Here is a 17,761-nt window from a genome sequence, read left to right as displayed (position 1 = left end):
GAATTTCTTCGACAGAACCGTTGCGATTGCAGCGGTCAGCGTGGTTTTACCGTGGTCGACGTGGCCGATGGTGCCGACGTTGACGTGCGGCTTGGTCCGTTCGAATTTACCTTTTGCCATTTTGAACTCCTAATGATTTGATTAGATTGCTCAGGCACACGCCCGACGGTCTGGTTTGAATTGCTTCTGTGCTGCCTGCTGCGAATTCTGGTGCCCTTGACGTGGATCGAACACGTGGCCTCTCCCTTACCAAGGGAGTGCTCTACCACTGAGCTACAAGGGCTGTAATTTGTTGCATGCGATGCATCAAGCATCTGAACGGAAACTGGAGCGGGTGAAGGGAATCGAACCCTCGTCGTAAGCTTGGAAGGCTTCTGCTCTACCATTGAGCTACACCCGCGAGGTATCGTTCACTTTATCTTCACTTACTTTTGCTACTACCCAGTTTTCCTTGCAAAAACTTGGTGGAGGGGGCTGGATTCGAACCAGCGTACTCATAGAGAACAGATTTACAGTCTGTCGCCTTTAACCACTCGGCCACCCCTCCGCGGGAACCGCAGAGTATGAAGCATCTACTCACAACTGTCAACCTTATTTACTGATGCCTGACTGCTGCATTTGCTTATAAAGAAGAAGTTGGCTGCTTCGGGGCGTGATTATAAGCTCCCGATTTGAGAATGTGCAAGGGTTGGCGCGAAAAAGTCTGCTTTTTTTGGATTTTTTTTATCCCCCCTGCCGGGAAACCGCATTTTCCCGTCATTTTTCCCTTTTACCGGGCGTCAGACGGATGCATCCAGGAGTTGCCGAGAGGCTTATATTTACGCAACAACTGCTGATGCAAGCCCGACAGCACGGGCAATTTGGGGTTGCGCGGGTCCAGGCGGCGCACGCCGGCGATAAACGTCAGCGCCTGCTGCCCCATGCGCTCATCCCAGCCTTCGTGTTCCAGGCACTTCAGCACGGCCACGGCCGCATTGAACACCACTTGCGGATTATCGGGCAGGCGCGTGACGGCTTCGCCCATCAGATCGACGGCGCCGCGGAAATCGCCCTCGCCCGCCCTGGCGGCGCCGGCCGCCACCATGTCGGCCACTTCCTGGCGGCTTTGCCGTGCCAGCGCCTTGGCCAGCTCTTCGCGCCCGGCATGCTCGAACACGGCCATGGCGCGCGTCATGGCCGCGCTGTCGGGTGCGTTGCGCATCACTTCGCGCATCACCTCGGCGGCGCCGTCTTCGCGCCCATGCGCCAGGCAGTGGCGCGCCAGTTCGGTTTTCAGCATGTTCGAACCGCCCACGCTGTGGCGGTTGGCGGCCAACGCCGCGTCGAGCGATTGCTGCAGGCGCTCCTCGTTGCCCGTATGCGCATGCAGCATGGCGCTGCACAGCGCACTGCACAGCTCCGCATTCTTTTGCCCGCCCATCGACTTGTCGAGGTCGCGGATCACGGCGCCCACCTGCAGCGGGTCGCCCTTGCGCACCAGCGTCTGCACCAGGCGCACATGGTCTTCCGGATCGCGGAATTCCGAATACTTGGCCTTGCTGACGACCAGCTTCAGGGATTTTTCCGCCATCTCGATATCGTCGGCCGCCAGGGCCGCCTCGCCCAGACGGCGCAAGCGGCGCACGGCGTGCGGCGACAGGGCCACCGCTTCGCTCAGGGCGGCCTGCGCCAGTTCCGGCTTGCCTTGGGCCAGATGCGTGCGCGCCAGCCAGTCATATGCGTCGAGAAAACGCTTGTTGTTTTCCAGCAATCCCTCCAGGGTGCCTTGCGCCGCTTCGTACTCGCCCAGCAGGAACTGCGTCTTGGCCTGCCCCAGGCGCGCCCAGCCGATGGACTTGGCTGCATACAGGCCCGCGTAGATCGGCTCGGCGTCGGCCGCTTCGCCCAGCAGCAAATGCAATTCCGCGCGCAAGCGCAGGAAATCGGTGGCGTAGCGGGGATACAGGCTGGCGCCCTCCGCGCAGGCGGCAATCGCCGCGCGCTCGTTGCCCACGTCGATCAGCTCGTACACGGGCACGAAGGCATTGCGCTTGTCCAGCGCGCGGCCGATGCGCTCGAGCATGTTGTCAGCGGTGAAAGGTTTCAGAATGTAATCGGTGGGCAACAGCTCGACGGCGCTGACCACCTTGGCGAAGCTGCCTTCGCCCGTGACCATGAAAAACATGGTCGATGCGTGCATCAATTTGTGGTGGCGCAAGTCTTCCAGCATCTGCTGGCCATCCTGCCCGCCATCGAGATCGTATTCGCACAGGATCAAATCATACGATTTGCTGCCCAGCATGCGAATCGCCTGGCCCGAGCTGGCCGCGTCATCGATCTTCGCCAGGCCGCACAGGTTGAGCATATTGTGCAGGCTGGCGCGCATGCCCGGATGCGGCTCGATGATCAGTGCGCTAAGGCCCTTGAGTTCTTTCATGTCGTGATGTCCGAAAACTCCGCGGCGCGCCACACTGGTGCGTGGCGCCAGCCAGCATGAGGCTGCCGAGTATATGACGGCGCCGCGCGCAAGGGAATGGCGGCGTGCCGAAAAATGCCGACGACGTTGCTGCTCAAGCGACGGCGCGCTCCGGATGCCACAGTTGCGGCTCATGGTCGATCAGTTCCAGCAGCGCCGTCACTACTTCCGGATCGAACTGGCTGCCGCTGCGCTGTTCGATGTATTCGCGCACCTGCGGATACGGCCACGGTTCCTTGTAAGGCCGCTCGTGCAGCAAGGCATCGAAGACGTCGACCACGGCAACGATGCGCGCGGCCACGGGAATGTCGCGCCCTTTCAAGCCATTCGGATAACCGGCGCCATCGAAGTGTTCGTGGTGGCCGCCGGCGATCTGCGCGCCATACGTGAGGTAGCTGACGCCGTCGACCATGTTGGCGGCCCGCTCGAGGATGGTGCGCCCGACGCTGGCGTGCAGCTGCATCTGCGCCCGCTCCTCGTCCGTATGCTTGCCGGGCTTGAGCAGCACGGCGTCCGGCGTGGCCACCTTGCCCACGTCGTGCAGGATGCTGGCCAGGCCGATCATGTCGAGCAGCTGCGGGGTCAGCTCGTCGGCATACACGCCGCGCTGCTGCATGCGCCGGGCGATAGCGTCGGACAACAACTGCACCCGCCGCACGTGGCCGCCCGTGTCGCTGTCGCGGAACTCGGCCAGGTCGGCCAGCGCCACCACGGTCGCTTCCTGCGCCTTGCGCAACTGGCCGAACATGTACAGGTTGTCGAAGGCGGCGGCGATACGCTGGCAAAACACTTCCAGCAAGTCGCGCTGGATCTGCGCCAGCGGCCACGGCGGCGTGACGGAAATGGCCAGCTCGCGGTTGCCTTCCGTATGGATGAACAGCACATTGGCCGGATGCTCGAACTGGCTGCGCTTTTCCGCAAACGCCTTGTCGATGGTGGACGTGAGGGCATGGTCGGCCGGCATCGCTTCGGACTCGGCCAGCACGGCATACGTGCCAGTGGCGGCCACCACCTCGGGCCGTCCGGCGCCGCCCTGCATCAGGCACAGCACGCCGTCGGCGCCCACGTCGAGGATGGCGCTGACCTGGTTCAGCACGCCGGAAGCGAATTCGCGCAGGGAATGGATCTGATACAGATTGGTGGCGCCGGCGAGGATCTTGCCCAGACCGATGCGGCTGCGTTCGAGCATCATCAGGCTCTCGTAGGCCCGCAGGGCCGAGATGACGGTGGTAAACAACTTTTGCGTCGTCAGTTCCGTCTTGGCCTTGTAATCGTTGATGTCGTATTCGATGATGACGCGCTGCTCGGGCGCCTGGCCCGGCTGGCCCGTGCGCAGCACGACGCGCACGATGGAGTTGTTCAGGTCGGCGCGGATGCGCTTGGCGAGGATCAGGCCGGCGTCATCCGTTTCCATCACCACGTCGAGCAGCACCAGCGCGATATCGGGCGTGTCGCGCAGGATCTCGTACGCCTCGCGGCCGCTGTAGGCGGAAAACAGTTCCAGTTCGCGGCCCTTGAAACTGACATTGCGCAGCGCCAGCCGCGTGACCGCATGCACGTCGACGTCATCATCGACGATCAGGACACGCCACAGGCGCTGGTCGGGCGCGGCCAGCCCGGCAGGACTGGCCACCGGCTCATCTTCGTCGAGCAGCCAGTTATCATCTGCATCGGCCTTGAGGTCGGTCATGAATACTCCTAATGGATAAGTTCGATGTGGACGCTGCGTTGACGCATATCAAGCATAATCAGATTAGATGCTGCTTACAACAGGATTCTGCGTACCGCCTTCGCTGGCGGACGGCGACGACGCCGGCGCCGAGGCACCGCTGCGCGTGGCGCCGCCACAACTATCCTGGCCCGGCCCGACGGCCTGGTAGCGCACTTCATACTTGCCCGCGCTGAGCTGCTCCACCAGCAGCTTGTCGTACGCGAGGATGTACAGGTAGCGCACGTTCGAGCGCCGCTCCGTGTCAAACAGCTTGACGAACACGGGCGCCGCATTGCCGCTGTTGTCGATGCTCACGGCCAGCTCATCGCCCTTGTTACCGATCGGGAATCCATCGACATAGCCGGAATGGGCCGGCCAGGGTTCGCCATTCGGCGCCACCAGCGATGGGGACTCGGCCTTGCCTGCCCCATCGCAGGCGGGCTGGATGCCTTTCAAACTCAGCTGGGACACGGCCAGCACGCGGATCTCCGGCGTCTTCGCTTGCGGCGGCTCGGGCGCATACGGCTTGCCCACGGCCCAGCTGTCGACTGCCACCGCCTCGCCTTTCGACGACGACGCGGCACCAGCCGCCGGCGTGGCCGCTTCCGCATGGGGCTTGGCGCCGTCGCGGGCCAGGCCGCTCCAGGCCGACGCCAGCGCGGCAGGCACGGGCTGCGACGTGTCGAGCATCAGCAAGGCGGCCAGCCAGCCCAGCAACAGGCAGATAAACAAACTCAGCCACCAGCGCCAGTTGCGCCAGACGGGTTGCAGGCCGCGCCGCGGCTTGCCCTTCGGCGGCGGCACATCCTGCGCCCAGGCGTGTTCATGCGGCTGGGCATGGCCTTTCGCGCGGCCATCGCGGCTCTTGCCTTCTTCCTGGTGGGTGCTTTCCAGCCATTCGATTTCCCACTCCTCGGCGGCGATCCACTCGTCGTGTTCCTTGCGGCGTTGTGGATCGGACAAGGTGCCATAGGCGCTGTTGAGGATCGCCATGATGCGGGCGGCCTTTTCGTCGCCGGGATTCTTGTCCGGGTGGTATTTCTGGCTGAGGGCTTTGTACGCGGCACGTATGACTTCCTGCGGCGCCAGGCGCGCCACCTTCAGGTTGTCATAGTGTGTATGTATCTTTCCCATCGTTCTATCTTGAAATCGGTGCGCGGCGACGGGTTCTTGCAGGATGGAACCGTGCTGTGTCGGTCATCATATACGATATGACAAGATAATAACCACCGGCGGACAGGAAATTGCAGGGCGATACTGCCCTGCCTTGATATTGCAGGCGCTTACAAGCGGTGACTGCGGTCGCTGGACAACAGCACTTCCGGCAACTCCACGCGGTGCCCCACTACCAGCACCTTGAACAATTCCCCCATCTCGGCGGGCGACACCAGTTTTTGCACGGCGCTCGCCTGCGGCAAATAGGTCTTGACCTGCTCCGGATCGGTGCGCAGCAGCAAGTCGCCGAGACCCGCGCCCAGCAGGAAGGACGCCTGGTTCATGTAGGCGAGCACATCGAGGCCCGCCTCCTGCGCCGCCACCGCCATCGCCGTAAAATCCACGTGGGCCGTGATGTCCTGCAAGCCGGGCAGATAAAACGGTTCCGCGTGGGCGTGATGGCGGTAATGGCACATCAGGGTGCCCGTGGCGCGCAAGTCCAGGTAATACTCATGCGCAGGGAAACCATAGTCGAACAGCACGGCCGCGCCGCCCTTGCCATTGGTCAGCATGCGCGCCAGCGAGCGCATGAAACCGCAGGCGACGCCGTGAATTTCCGTGACATAGCCGACCGGCAAGGCGTCCGCCTCGGGCACCTGGGCGGCGATCTGCGCGGCCACGTCGGCGCCAGCGGGCCGTTCGACAAACACGAATTGGCCGTCGGCGATACTGACGTCGAGTTCGCACCAGCCGGCGGGCGTCTTGCTGACCAGGTTGACGGGCATGGCGTCCAGCACTTCATTGCCGAACACGGCACCCTCGAAACTGTCGGGAAATCCGTCGAGCCACACCACTTGCGGGAAGGCTGCCAGCGCCAGCTCCTGGCGCGCGCGCAATTCGCCGGACAATTCGACGATCGCATACTGTTCGACATGGATGCCGGCATTCGCCGCTTCCGTCAGGATGTCGCAGGCCAGCTTGCCCGTGCCGGCGCCGAATTCGAGGATGCGCGGGGCCGTTTGCGCCATAATAGCGGCTGCCACATGGGCCAGCGTGGCGCCGAACAGGGGCGAAATCTCCGGCGCGGTTGTAAAATCGCCATCTTTGCCCAGCTTGGCGGCGCCGCCGCTGTAATAGCCGAGGTCAGGCGCATACAGCGCCAGCTCCATGAAGCGGACAAAGGGAATGGCGCCGTCATTGCGCGCGATTTCGGCGGCAATCTGGTGCTGCAAGGCATGGGACGCGGCCAGCGCGTCGCTATCGGGTGCGGGAAGAGACATTCCCGCATTGTAGCGAATCGGCGGCGCATGCCGCCAGTGTGGCGTCCACCGAATATCTCAACCATAGCAAAGACATGACAGAAGCAACGACAACGCCATTCGACAGCACTCCCCGCGTCGCCCTCGTCACGGGCGCGGCGCGCCGCATCGGCCGCGCCATCGCGCTGGGCCTGGCGCGCGACGGCTGGGATATCGCCGTGCATTACCGCGATTCGCGCGACGAGGCGCTCAGCCTGGTGAAGGAAATCACCGCACTGGGCCGCCGCGCGCAAGCGTTCCCCTGCGACCTGGCGCAGGAAGCGGCCGTGCGCCAGCTGTTGCCGCAGGCACAGGCGGCGCTGGGCCCCGTGACATGCGTCGTCAACAACGCATCGTTGTTTGCATACGACAATGCGGGCGATTTTTCCGTCGCCGCGCTCGACGCCCACATGCACGCCAACCTGGCCGCCCCCATCCTGCTGGCGCAAGCCCTGTACCAGGCCACCCCGGCAGGCGGGCAAGCCGTGGTCATCAACTTGCTAGACCAAAAACTGTACAATCTCAATCCTGATTTTTTGTCGTACACCCTGTCCAAGGCGGCGCTGCTGTCGGCGACCACCATGCTGGCCCAGGCGCTGGCGCCGAAAGTGCGCGTGGTGGGCATTGCCCCCGGCATCACCATGGTCTCCGGCGAGCAGACGGAAGCGAACTTTGCCAAGGCGCATGAAAACACGCCGCTGGGACGCTCCAGCACGCCCGAGGATGTGGCCGACAGCGTCTGCTACGTGGCCGGCGCGCGCGCGCTGACGGGCACGACCCTGCTGGTCGATGGCGGCCAGCATTTGATCGGCTTGCCGCGCGACGTCATGTTTTTGACCAAATAATCAGCAGCCCTACCAAACAACCAGCACTCCAGCATTCCCTAAAAGGTAAAACTATGTCGTCCGCCCTGTCCCACCCTCGCCTGGCCGATTGCCGCCGCCTGTTCCTGCGCAATTACGAAGTCCTCATCAACATCGGCGTCTACGACTTCGAGAAAAAGGGCGAGCAGCGCGTCCTCATCAACGTCGACCTGTACATTCCCCTGGCCCTGTCGACGCCGAAGGATGACCAGCTGGAAGAAGTGGTCGACTACGACTTCATGCGCGAAACCATCGCCAAACGCATGGCGCAAGGCCACGTGCAGCTGCAGGAAAGCCTGGTCGACGACGTGCTGGCCGCCATGCTGGCCCACCCGCGCGTGCGCGCCGCGCGCGTATCGAGCATGAAACCGGATGTGTATCCCGACTGCGAAGGCGTGGGCGTGGAAGTATTCAAGATCAAGGATGAAGCATGAACAACATGAATGACACCGCCGTACTGGAAACGATGACGGCCGCCGTGGAAGTGCCGGCCAATGTGGAAGCGCAGAAACTGGCGCGCAAGAAGGCGGAAAAGGTCGCCCTGGAAAACAACAAGCTGCACAAGCGCTTGTGCCGTCTGGTGGGACAAGCCATCGGCGACTTCAACATGATCGAAGACGGCGACAAGGTGATGGTCTGCCTGTCCGGCGGCAAGGATAGCTATGCGCTGCTGGACATCTTGATGACCTTGCGCGAACGCGCGCCGATTCACTTCGATATCGTCGCCGTCAACCTGGACCAGAAGCAGCCGAACTTCCCGCCGGAAATCCTGCCCGCCTACCTGACGGAACTGGGCGTCGCCTTCCACATCGAAAACCAGGATACCTACAGCATCGTCAAGCGTCTGATCCCGGAAGGCAAGACGACTTGCTCGCTGTGCTCGCGCCTGCGCCGCGGCATCCTGTACCGCGTGGCCGACGAGCTGGGCGCCAACAAGATCGCCCTGGGCCACCACCGCGATGATATTTTGGAAACATTCTTCCTGAATATGTTCTTCGGCGGCAAACTGAAAGGCATGCCGGCCAAGCTGCAGTCGGACGACGGCAAGCACATCGTCATCCGCCCGATGGCTTACGTGAAGGAAGAAGACACGCAGCGCTATGCGGAAGTCAAGGGCTTCCCCATCATTCCATGCGACCTGTGCGGTTCGCAGGAAAACCTGCAGCGCAAGCAGATCAAGGGCTTGATGCGCGAATGGGACAAGAAATTCCCCGGCCGCGTGGAAAGCATCTTCTCGGCCCTGTCGAACGTGGCGCCGTCCCACCTGATGGACCCGAAACTGTTCGGCTTCAAGGATTTGAAGGCGGACGGCGTGGCCAACCCCATGGGCGACATCGCCTTCGACGAAGAGCCATGCTCGACGCCGACCACGTTCGGCACCATCGCGCTGCAACCGCTGTAAAAACCTCCTGTTGTTCCGCCGCCACCGTCCAGGTGGCGCGCGGTATCTTCCCTCCGCCTCTTTCCCCCCGCGTCCATTTGAGGTACCGTAGTCAGCTCTGCCGGTACGCGGTGCGTCACGCGCGCATCCCTGCACGGCGGTCAGCACGCATTCTTCCGACAACCTCACTGGAATGAACCATGACGCCATCCGCGCTCAAGCGCCCCCTGCTGTTTTCCCTGCTCGCTCTCGGCCTCTCCACCGCCTTCGCTGCGCCCGTCCCAACGCCAGGCGACCGGCAAGCCGACCGCTGGGACCTGACGGCGCTGTATCAAGACGACGCCGCCTTCGACGCCGACGCGAAAAAGCTGTCGGTGCAGCTGCAGCAACTGGGCGCCTGCAAGGGACAGCTGAAAGCGTCGCCGGCCCGCCTGAAAAGCTGCCTGGACCTGTACGCCGAGGCGCGCAAGCGCGTCAACACGCTCACCACCTATGCAGCGCAGTATTACGACCAGGATACGGGCGACAGCAAGGGCAACCAGCTGAACCAGCGCGCCGCCCTGCTGGGCAACGACTTCTCCCAGGCGACGACCTTCCTGCAGCCGGAAATCCTCGCCCTGGGCGCCAGGCGCATCGATGCCATGCTGGCGAAAGACAAGGGTTTGCAACTATACCGTTTTCAATTGAGCAACATGCTGCGCAGCGCGCCGCACACGCTCGACGCGGCTGGCGAACAACTGGTGGCGCAGTTCGGCCTCGCAACAAGCTCGGCCGCCAGCGTCTACCGCACCCTGGCCAATGCGGAAATCCCGTGGCCGACCGTGAAACTGTCGGACGGCAAGGAAATACGTCTCGACCAGGCGGCGTACACGAAATACCGCGGTGACGACCAGCGCGCCGACCGCAAGCTGGTGTTCGACGCCTTCTTCGGCAAGTGGAAGGAATATGAACGCACGTTCGGCGAAACCCTGTACGGCCAGCTGAAGACGGACGCCGCGTATGCGAAAGTGCGCCGCTATGCCGACTCGCAAAGCGCGGCGCTCGACGCCGACCATCTGCCGCCGGCCGTCTACCAGACCCTGATCGCGCAAACCAACGCCAATCTGCCCACCTTGCACCGCTACTTCAAGCTGCGCGCGCGCATGCTGGGCGTCAAGGACCTCGCGTATTACGACATCTATGCGCCGCTGCTGAAAAGCGACCACACCTTCCCGCTGGCCGACGGCAAGCAGATGATGCTCGATTCCGTCGCGCCGCTGGGCCCGGACTACGTCAAGGCCCTCACCGCCGCCGTGGACGCGCGCTGGATGGACGTATACCCGCGCCCGCGCAAGGTAGCGGGCGCCTACATGAATGGCGACGCGTACGACGTGCACCCGTTCGTGCTGCTCAACTACACGGACAATTACGAAGCCGTCAGCACCCTGACGCACGAATGGGGCCACGCCATGCACTCGGTGCTGGCCAACAAGGCACAGCCATCGGTCTATGCGCCGTACAGCATCTTTGTCGCGGAAATCGCCTCGACGACGAACGAGGCGCTGCTGCTCGACGCGCGCCTGAAGCAGGCCAAGGACGATGACGAGCGCCTGCTGTACCTGGGCGCGGCGCTGGAAAACCTGCGCGGCACCTACTTCCGCCAGGCCATGTTCGCCGAATTCGAAGCGGCCATCCACGGCAAGGTGGATAAAGGAGAAGCGCTGACGGGCGAAGAGATCACGGCCATCTATGCCGGCATCCTCAAGCGCTACCATGGCGAGGCGCAAGGCGTCATGACCATCGATCCCGCCTACGCGCTGGAATGGGCCTACGTGCCGCATTTTTATCACGGCTTCTATGTGTTCCAGTACGCCACCTCGATCGCCGCAGCGCAGGATTTCGCGCAGCGCATCCTCGACAAGGAGCCGGGCGCGCTGGCCGCCTACCTGAAGATGCTCAGCTCCGGCGGTTCCGCGTATCCGTATGAGCTGGTGAAGGCGGCCGGCGTCGACCTGGCCTCGCCGAAACCGTACCAGGCGCTGGCGGCGCGCATGAACGGCATCATGGACCAGATCGAGGCGATTGAAGCGAAGCGGGGGAAATAATGCTGGGGTCAGACCCCCTCGATTGTTAGCACAAGCCTTCGCGTTAACGGTGTTGAGGGTCTGACCCCGGTTCTCCCGCTTGCTCCGAGGCAAACGCCGCCGCATCGCTCTCGAACATGTCTTCCAGTTCCTCGCGCGCCTGGCGCGTGAGGGACATGACTTTTTGCTGGTCCTGGAAGTGCGGCGCCACTTCCAGCAAGGTTTTCAGGTTATGCCGGCCAAAGATGCCGGCCGCGCGCTGCGCCCGCTCCGGGCTGAAGCCCACCTGCTGCAAGGTCTGCTCGCCCAGCAGCAGCGCCGCGGCGAACGTTTCGCGCTCGATCAGGGTCACGCCCCGCTTCATCAATTCATAGTAATGCGTGACGTTGCGCGCGCGCGCCAGAATCGTCAGTTCCGGCAGGCGCAGGCGCACGGCGTCGACCAGGGCCAGGCTGTCGTCCACATTGTCGATGGCGATCACCAGCGCCCTGGCCTTCTCGATGCCGGCCGCCACCAGCAGGTCCACGCGCGTGGCGTCGCCATAAAACACCTTGAAGCCGAACTTGCGCAGCAGGTCGATCTGGTCCGGGTCGTGATCGAGCACCGTCACGCCGATCTTGTTGGCTGCCAGCAGGCGGCCGATGATCTGGCCGAAGCGGCCGAAACCGGCGATGACGATGGGATTGTCCTGCGCCTCGATATGGTCGTCGGGACGGCGTTTCTTCTCGCCTTGCAAGCGCGGCGCGACGAATTTGTCGTGCAACAGCAGCAGCAAGGGCGTGGCCACCATCGACAGGGTCACCACCACGACCAGCAGCGCGGCCGTCTCCGGCGCAAACACGTGCGCGGCCTCGGCGGCGGCAAACACGACGAAGGCAAATTCGCCGCCCTGCGACAGCAGCAGCGCAAAGAACAGCTGCTGGCCGCGGGGAATGTCGACAAACTTCGACAGCACATACAGCAAGGCGATCTTCACCGCCAGCAGGCCCGCCACCAGGGCCAGGATCAGCAAGGGCTGCGCGCGCAGCACGCCGAAATCGACGGACATGCCCACGGCAATGAAGAATAGGCCCAGGAGCAGTCCCTTGAACGGTTCCAGGTCAGAAATGAGTTCATGGCGGTATTCGGAGTCGGCCAGCAGCACGCCCGCCATGAAGGTGCCCAGCGCCATCGACAGGCCCACCGATTCCATCAGCACGCAGATGGCGATCACCAGCAGCAGGGCGAAGGCCGTGAAGATTTCACGCAAGTCCGTCCTGGCGATGAAGCGCAGGATGGGGTTCACCAGAAAACGCCCGCCGATCACCAGCGCCGCCAGCACGGCGGCCAGCTTGGCCACGCGCAGCCAGCCCGGTTCGCCGCTGTGCGTGACCAGCCCGCCCAAGAGCGGCACCAGCGCGATCATGGGAATGGCGGCGATATCTTGGAACAGCAAAATGGAAAAGCCGGCAGAACCGGCCGGGGTGCTCATCAGCTTGCGTTCGCCCAGGGTGGCCAGCACGATGGCCGTCGACGACAGCGACAGGCCCAGCGCGCCGACCAGCGCCGTGCGCCAGTCCACGCCAAAGGCCATGGCCACGGCGCACAAGCCCGCGCTGACGACGCCCACCTGCGCCCCGCCCCAGCCGAAAATCGGGCGGCGCAGCAGCCACAAGCGCTTCGGCTCCAGCTCCAGGCCAATTAAAAACAGCAGCAGCACCACGCCGAATTCGGAAAAGCTGAGGATCACCTCGACATTCTTGATCAGGCCCAGGCCCCAGGGACCGATGACGACGCCGGCCACCAGGTAACCCAGCACGGCGCCCATGCCCAGGCGCTTGGCCAGCGGCACCATGATGATGGCCGCGACCAGGTAAAACAGTATGTTGATGAGAAAGCTGTGGTGTTCCATGCGGATTCCGGAAAAACGTGACTGGAATCGCAATCATGCCTGAAGTGGCGCGCCAGCGGGGTATCAGGGTTGCGGCGCATCGATGCGCGCGCGCAGTTCGTCGACATTCACGCGCTGGAGGTAGCTTTCGATATTCTTCCACACGGCGTGGTAGCCGTAGCCGCCATTTTTCAGCTCGTCGATCGCCTTTTCGCGCGGCCAGCCCTGGTACAGCATGCGGTACATGGCGGCCATCATGCCCGTGCGGTCGGCGCCGTGCAGGCAATGCAGCAGCACGGGACCCTGCTGTCCGGCGGCACGGATGGCACGCATGGTGTCGATCACATGGCGGTCGCGGATGGCCCAGGTATTGATGGGGATGCGGACGGCGCGGATGCCGCTGCCTTCCAGCACCTGCGTATCGGAGTGGAAGGAGCGCAGGCTGATCACCGTCTTCACGCCCAGCGCCTGCAGCTGGGCCACGTCGGCGCTATCCAGCCTGGCGCTGCGGTACAGGACGGGCGTGACCTGGTGCAGGTTCGACACCTGCGGCAGCGGCGTGGCCCAGTCCGGATGGCGTGGCGGCGATGGTTGCGCCCCGGCCGGCGCGGCGGCCAGCCCCAGGGCGAGGGTCAACAGTACGACATGCAGCATCATGGTTTCCTGGTTATTGAAGAACGGCGCCGGCGCGCAGCACCTGCGCCAGCACGTCCAGGGCGGCGCGCGGGCGGCCCAGGGCCAGCGCCTTTGCGCGCATCGATTGCAACTGCTCGGGATGCTCGAGCAACAGGCGCACCCGGTATTCCAGGGTGACGGCATCGAATGCCTTCAGGGCCACGCCCTGCTCCAGCAGATAGTCGGCATTGCGCTCTTCCTGGCCGGGAATCGGCGAGTTGACGATCATGGGCAAGCCCAGCGCCAGGCATTCCGAGGTGGTCAGCCCGCCCGGCTTGGTGATCACCAGGTCGGCGCACGCCATCAGGCGCTCGACTTCGCTGGTAAAGCCTTGCGCCAGCAAGCGGCCCGGATACTGGCCGGCCAATGCCTGCAGCGCCGCCAGCGCGACGGTGTTTTTCCCCGCCAGCACGATCAGCTGGAAGTCACCCGGCAGCGCCAGCAGGCGCGCGGCGACCGTTTCAAGGCTGCCCAGTCCCGCCCCGCCGCCCATCAGCAGGATCGTCGTGCGCCGCGGGTCGAGGCCAAACGCCTGCGCGCACGACACGCGGTCGGGCGCCTGCGCGAATGCGGGCATGATGGGGATGCCCGTCACGTGGATGCGCCCGGCGGGGATGCCTTCGTGGCGCATGCGAAACGCCACTTCGTCGGTGGCGGCGAAATAGCCCTGCATCTGCTCGTGCACCCACATGCGGTGCAAGTCGAAATCCGTGACCTGCACCCACACGGGGCAAGCCAGCTGCTGCTGGCGCAATGCGCGCGACAGCAATTCGGCCGGCAGAAAATACGTGCAAATGATGGCGTCGGGCTGAAAAGCGGCGATCCGCGCCATCAGCGCGCGCGTGTTGAGGCGCTCGACGGCGCGGCGCAGGCGCTGCATCGAGCCGTCGCGCGGCGCATCGTGGGTGGCGTGATACAAATAGCCCCACAGCGCGGGGGCCTTGTTGACCAGCTTGATATACAAATCCGTGTACAGCTTGCGAAATGCAGGCGTGACGAAGTCCATCACGTCGAGATGCAGGGCCAGCGCCGCAGGGCCTGCGCCGCCATCGCGCGACGCATACGCCTCGATGGCTTGCGCCGCGCGCATGTGGCCGGCGCCGGCCGAGACGCTCAGGAGAAGAATTTTTTGTGTCATGAAAAGCCGATGCGTGAACAGGTTGCGCGCGGACGCGGAAGATGCATTAGCAGGATAACATCGCTGCAAGCTGGCCGGTTTGATCTGGCCACGCGCGCGCTAGCCAATGACCGGGACGGGCAAGGCCGACACTTTCCAGCTGCCTTTGAGCTTGCGTTCGATCAAGGCCGGCAAGGCGCTGGCGTCAGGCGCGCCTTTTTTCGTGAATTTCACCGGCACCAGCAGATAGATGGTGACCTTGTCATCGTCGGCAATGTCCTCCTCCGGCTCCGGATTCCAGCGCTTGTCGATGGCCAGCAGCGCGTCGACGCCGTCCGGCCAGGCCAGGTCCGCCAGGTGCGGATCGTCGCGCAGCAGCAGCTTGCCCGCCGCCAGGCTGGCCCGGTCGAGCGTGCGCCGCCCCAGGCGTGCCAGCAGCGCCACCGGAAAGCGCCAGGGGCTGTGCTCCGCAAAGCCGTGCACGGTCAGCGGCCAGCGGCCAGGCAGGCAGATGGCCAGTTCGGTCATCGGGGATTGCTGGAACAGGCCGGCCGTAAACAGCAGCTTGAAATCGCTCTTGCCGCCGATGCAGCTGATCCCAAGCGAAAAGCGCGCATCGCCGCTGTCCGGGCTGAACACGGCCGGCAGCACCCAGCCGGCGCTGTTGTGCATGAAGGTGCGGATCGATTCCTGCGGCGATGCGGCCGCTTGCTGCGGCGATGCGGCCGCTTGCTGCGGCACATCGAGTATGCTGACGCCGCCGGCGGCAGCGAGCAATTGGGCGATCGCGGGAAAACCCCAGCCGGTGGCGATATCGACCGGCGCCTGGTTCCAGCGCGTATGCAGGCGGTTCGGATTGGCGCCCGACTGCAGCAGCAATGCCACCACCTCCTCGTGGCCGCCCACGCAGGCGCTGGCCAGCGGCGACAGTATATTGTCCGGCAAGCCGTCGACGGCAGCACCCTGCCCGAGCAGCCAGCGGCAGGTATCCAGATGGCCATGGCTTGCCGCCGCGTCCAGCGGCGTATGGTTGCGGTAGCCGGGCAAGGGCAGGTCGATGTCCAGGCCCAGCGACACGAGCAGGACGCAGACGTCGCGGCTGCCGCCGGCCGCGGCCAGATGCAGCAGCGATTCGCCGTCATCCATGTTGTAGCGGCGCAAGGTCAACAGCAGCGGCGTGGCCTCGAGCAGGCTGCGCACCTGTTCCACCTGATTTTCGCCGACGGCGTCGCAGAGGCGAAAAAACGTCTCGCGGTGCTGGTTGTAGAGTGTCTTGTTGACCATGCATGTTCTCTGCTCGTGGTGGCGGCGCCATCATCGAGCGGAGAATAGCATTTTCTTCCGATTAATCCGTGCGATTTGACAACTTCGGTGTGCGCGTCGGCGGCAATGCCAGGCCGGCCGGCGCGACATCCGTGCGCAGCACCGGATACAGGTTCAGGCGCTCATCCCAGGATGCGTGGCGGCGGGCGAAGAATTCCAGGCGCGCGGCCGGGCTCTTGGCAAATGCGGGATCGCTGGCCAGCTTCTGCTGGAACTGCGCTGCCAGCGCCGGGTCGGCCGCCAGCTGCGCGCGCGCCACGTCTTCGGCCACGTATTCTTCCATGTACTCCTTGCGCTCGAAGGCCGTATTGAAACTGCCCCAGGCCAGCAGGGAATCGGGCGCGCGCGGTTCGAGCAGGGCCACGACCAGGCGCGCCTTGGCCTGGTTGACGGGCACGTACAGCGCGCCCGCACCGACCACGCGCGCCTCTTTCTGCCACTCGCCCTGCACGGCCGCCGTCTGGCGTCCCTCGAACGACTGCGCGCCGAATTTCACCTGCGTGGCGCGGAATGTTTCGACCGGCAGCTTGCCCGGCGCGCCAGCCAGTACCTGGTACGACACGCCATGCTGGCGCAGCTTGGCCGCCACCATCTGCGCCTGCGCGGCGGGCACCAGATAGCCGGCCTGCGGCGCGGCCTGCTGCAGGTCGGGCACGATCTCGTCGCGCAGGGGCACGTTCCAGATCTGCGGCGTGGTTTCATCGTAGCGCGTCATCAGCGCGCCCGACACTTCGGACGGCGTGCGCGTGTAGGCGTAGCCGCGAAACGCGATCATGCGGCTCTTCTCCGTCGTCTTGTAGGTGAGCGGCAAGGTGGCACCGGCCAGCAGCGCGGCGCGCACGTCCGCCTCGAGCGCCGTTTGCCGCCACTGCGCGCCATGCTGCGCCACTTGCGACAGCAGCGAGACGATGGTGTTGCGGGTAATGCGCACGCGGGTCGGATAATCCTTCCACGAATGGGTTTCCACCAGCATGCCGAAGCGGTTGCGCAGCTGGAAATAGCCATGCGAGAAGCGGGGATTCGGCGCCGAATCGACAAAACCCGATTGCGGATTGTCGTTCTCGGCAAACGAAATATAGAATGGTTTCGGGTCCGAGCCCTGCTCTGCCAGGTCGGCCAGCACGCCGTCGCGCAGCGCCGTTCCCGCCACGCGCAGGGCCGCATCGCCCGCATGCACGGGTTCGACCTGGATCGAGATATCGGGTTCGAACTGCGCGCCGTCCGTCACGTGCAGGTCGACATAGGCCAGCGGATCCCAGGCATTGACCAGCGCCAGCATGTGCTGCATCTCGGGCGTATCGGCCTTCATGTATTCGCGGTTCAGATTGTAGTTTTGCGCCGTGCTGCGCCAGCCCATTTCCACGGGACCGCGCTGGTTCGGACGGTTCCACTGGCCGAAGCGCTCATGGCCATCGACATTGAAGACGGGGACGAACAGCAGCACCTGCTTGTCCAGCGCGCCGGGAGCAGCCTTGCCTTCCAGGACTTCGCGCAGGGCCAGGAAGCCCGCATCCTTGCCATCGATTTCGCCCGCATGGATGCCGCCCTGCACCAGCAGCACGGGCAGCTTGCGGCGCGCCGCTTCGGCCGGCGTCAGGGCGCCCGTATTCGTCATGGCCAGCGCCAGCATGGGGCGGTTTTCCGGCGTGCGGCCAAATTCGATACAACGCACCTGCTTCGGATAGCGCGCCTGGAACTGGCGGCACAAAGCTTCCACTTCCGCGTAGCGGCCCGTATTCAAAAAGCCCGAGCGCTCGGCCACCGTCGTCAGGACGGGAGCGGCGTGTGCGCTGGCGGCAAACACGGTCAACAGGGCGGTGGACAGCAGGGCGTGGCGTAGCATGGGTCAA

General features: G+C 64.2%; 14 protein-coding genes and 3 tRNA genes. 4 read left to right on the top strand and 13 right to left on the bottom strand.

The genetic code is table 11. The features are described 5' to 3' along the window. The 8 genes from O3299_RS21345 to O3299_RS21310 form a co-directional block, all read right to left on the bottom strand. Positions 1-120, bottom strand: a 120-nt coding sequence (locus tag O3299_RS21345; protein ID WP_017452634.1) for a GTP-binding protein, incomplete at its 3' end; no start/stop codon positions are given. Positions 121-208: 88 nt separating this feature from the next. Further along, a tRNA-Thr gene (locus tag O3299_RS21340) sits at positions 209-283 on the bottom strand. A gap of 43 nt (positions 284-326) precedes the next feature. Beyond that, positions 327-400, bottom strand: a tRNA-Gly gene (locus O3299_RS21335). 62 nt (positions 401-462) lie between these two features. Then, positions 463-547 (bottom strand) — tRNA-Tyr (locus O3299_RS21330). Positions 548-769: 222 nt separating this feature from the next. Then, positions 770-2,416: a tetratricopeptide repeat-containing response regulator gene (locus O3299_RS21325; RefSeq protein ID WP_289918477.1), complete on the bottom strand. Its 1,647-nt coding sequence runs from the start codon at positions 2,414-2,416 to the stop codon at positions 770-772. 133 nt (positions 2,417-2,549) lie between these two features. After that, complete coding sequence (locus O3299_RS21320) at positions 2,550-4,145, bottom strand: DUF3369 domain-containing protein (protein WP_305063150.1); 1,596 nt, start codon at positions 4,143-4,145, stop codon at positions 2,550-2,552. Positions 4,146-4,208: 63 nt separating this feature from the next. Next, positions 4,209-5,300, bottom strand: a complete 1,092-nt coding sequence (locus O3299_RS21315; protein ID WP_305063149.1) for a J domain-containing protein — start codon at positions 5,298-5,300, stop codon at positions 4,209-4,211. Positions 5,301-5,449: 149 nt separating this feature from the next. Next, positions 5,450-6,601, bottom strand: coding sequence for a class I SAM-dependent methyltransferase (locus O3299_RS21310; protein WP_305063148.1), 1,152 nt, complete (start codon positions 6,599-6,601; stop codon positions 5,450-5,452). A gap of 74 nt (positions 6,602-6,675) precedes the next feature. On the opposite strand from O3299_RS21310, the gene O3299_RS21305 reads away from it, so the two are divergent. The 4 genes from O3299_RS21305 to pepF all read left to right on the top strand — a co-directional run bounded on the left by O3299_RS21305 (position 6,676) and on the right by pepF (position 10,947). Next, the gene (locus tag O3299_RS21305) at positions 6,676-7,464 is read left to right on the top strand and encodes an SDR family oxidoreductase (RefSeq protein ID WP_305063147.1); all 789 of its coding nucleotides are present in this window, start codon (positions 6,676-6,678) and stop codon (positions 7,462-7,464) included. A gap of 53 nt (positions 7,465-7,517) precedes the next feature. Further along, the gene (locus O3299_RS21300) at positions 7,518-7,916 is read left to right on the top strand and encodes a dihydroneopterin aldolase (protein ID WP_046682033.1); all 399 of its coding nucleotides are present in this window, start codon (positions 7,518-7,520) and stop codon (positions 7,914-7,916) included. A gap of 32 nt (positions 7,917-7,948) precedes the next feature. Further along, positions 7,949-8,884, top strand: coding sequence for a tRNA 2-thiocytidine(32) synthetase TtcA (ttcA, locus tag O3299_RS21295; protein ID WP_305063152.1), 936 nt, complete (start codon positions 7,949-7,951; stop codon positions 8,882-8,884). A gap of 179 nt (positions 8,885-9,063) precedes the next feature. Next, positions 9,064-10,947, top strand: coding sequence for an oligoendopeptidase F (pepF, locus tag O3299_RS21290; RefSeq protein ID WP_305063146.1), 1,884 nt, complete (start codon positions 9,064-9,066; stop codon positions 10,945-10,947). Positions 10,948-10,990: 43 nt separating this feature from the next. Here the strand turns inward: pepF and kefC are convergent, their stop codons facing one another. From kefC to O3299_RS21265, 5 genes are all read right to left on the bottom strand, one after another. Continuing rightward, a complete protein-coding gene (kefC, locus tag O3299_RS21285; protein WP_305063145.1) occupies positions 10,991-12,817 on the bottom strand; it encodes a glutathione-regulated potassium-efflux system protein KefC in 1,827 nt (608 codons plus the stop codon). A 63-nt stretch (positions 12,818-12,880) separates the two neighbouring features. Further along, entirely contained in the window at positions 12,881-13,450 is a 570-nt protein-coding gene (locus O3299_RS21280; RefSeq protein WP_251349430.1) for a dual specificity protein phosphatase family protein, read from the bottom strand. 13 nt (positions 13,451-13,463) lie between these two features. Then, positions 13,464-14,609, bottom strand: a complete 1,146-nt coding sequence (locus O3299_RS21275) for a glycosyltransferase (RefSeq protein ID WP_305063144.1) — start codon at positions 14,607-14,609, stop codon at positions 13,464-13,466. Between the two features lie 99 nt (positions 14,610-14,708). Then, positions 14,709-15,872, bottom strand: coding sequence for an ankyrin repeat domain-containing protein (locus O3299_RS21270; RefSeq protein WP_305063143.1), 1,164 nt, complete (start codon positions 15,870-15,872; stop codon positions 14,709-14,711). Positions 15,873-15,933: 61 nt separating this feature from the next. After that, positions 15,934-17,754, bottom strand: coding sequence for a M14 family metallopeptidase (locus O3299_RS21265; protein ID WP_305063142.1), 1,821 nt, complete (start codon positions 17,752-17,754; stop codon positions 15,934-15,936). Positions 17,755-17,761 lie beyond the last annotated feature (7 nt).

This window comes from Janthinobacterium sp. SUN176, from assembly GCF_030587335.1.
GTDB lineage: Bacteria > Pseudomonadota > Gammaproteobacteria > Burkholderiales > Burkholderiaceae_D > Janthinobacterium > Janthinobacterium kumbetense.
The sequence above is the reverse complement of the archived record's forward strand: the minus strand, read 5'-3'. Positions and strand labels throughout refer to the sequence as shown.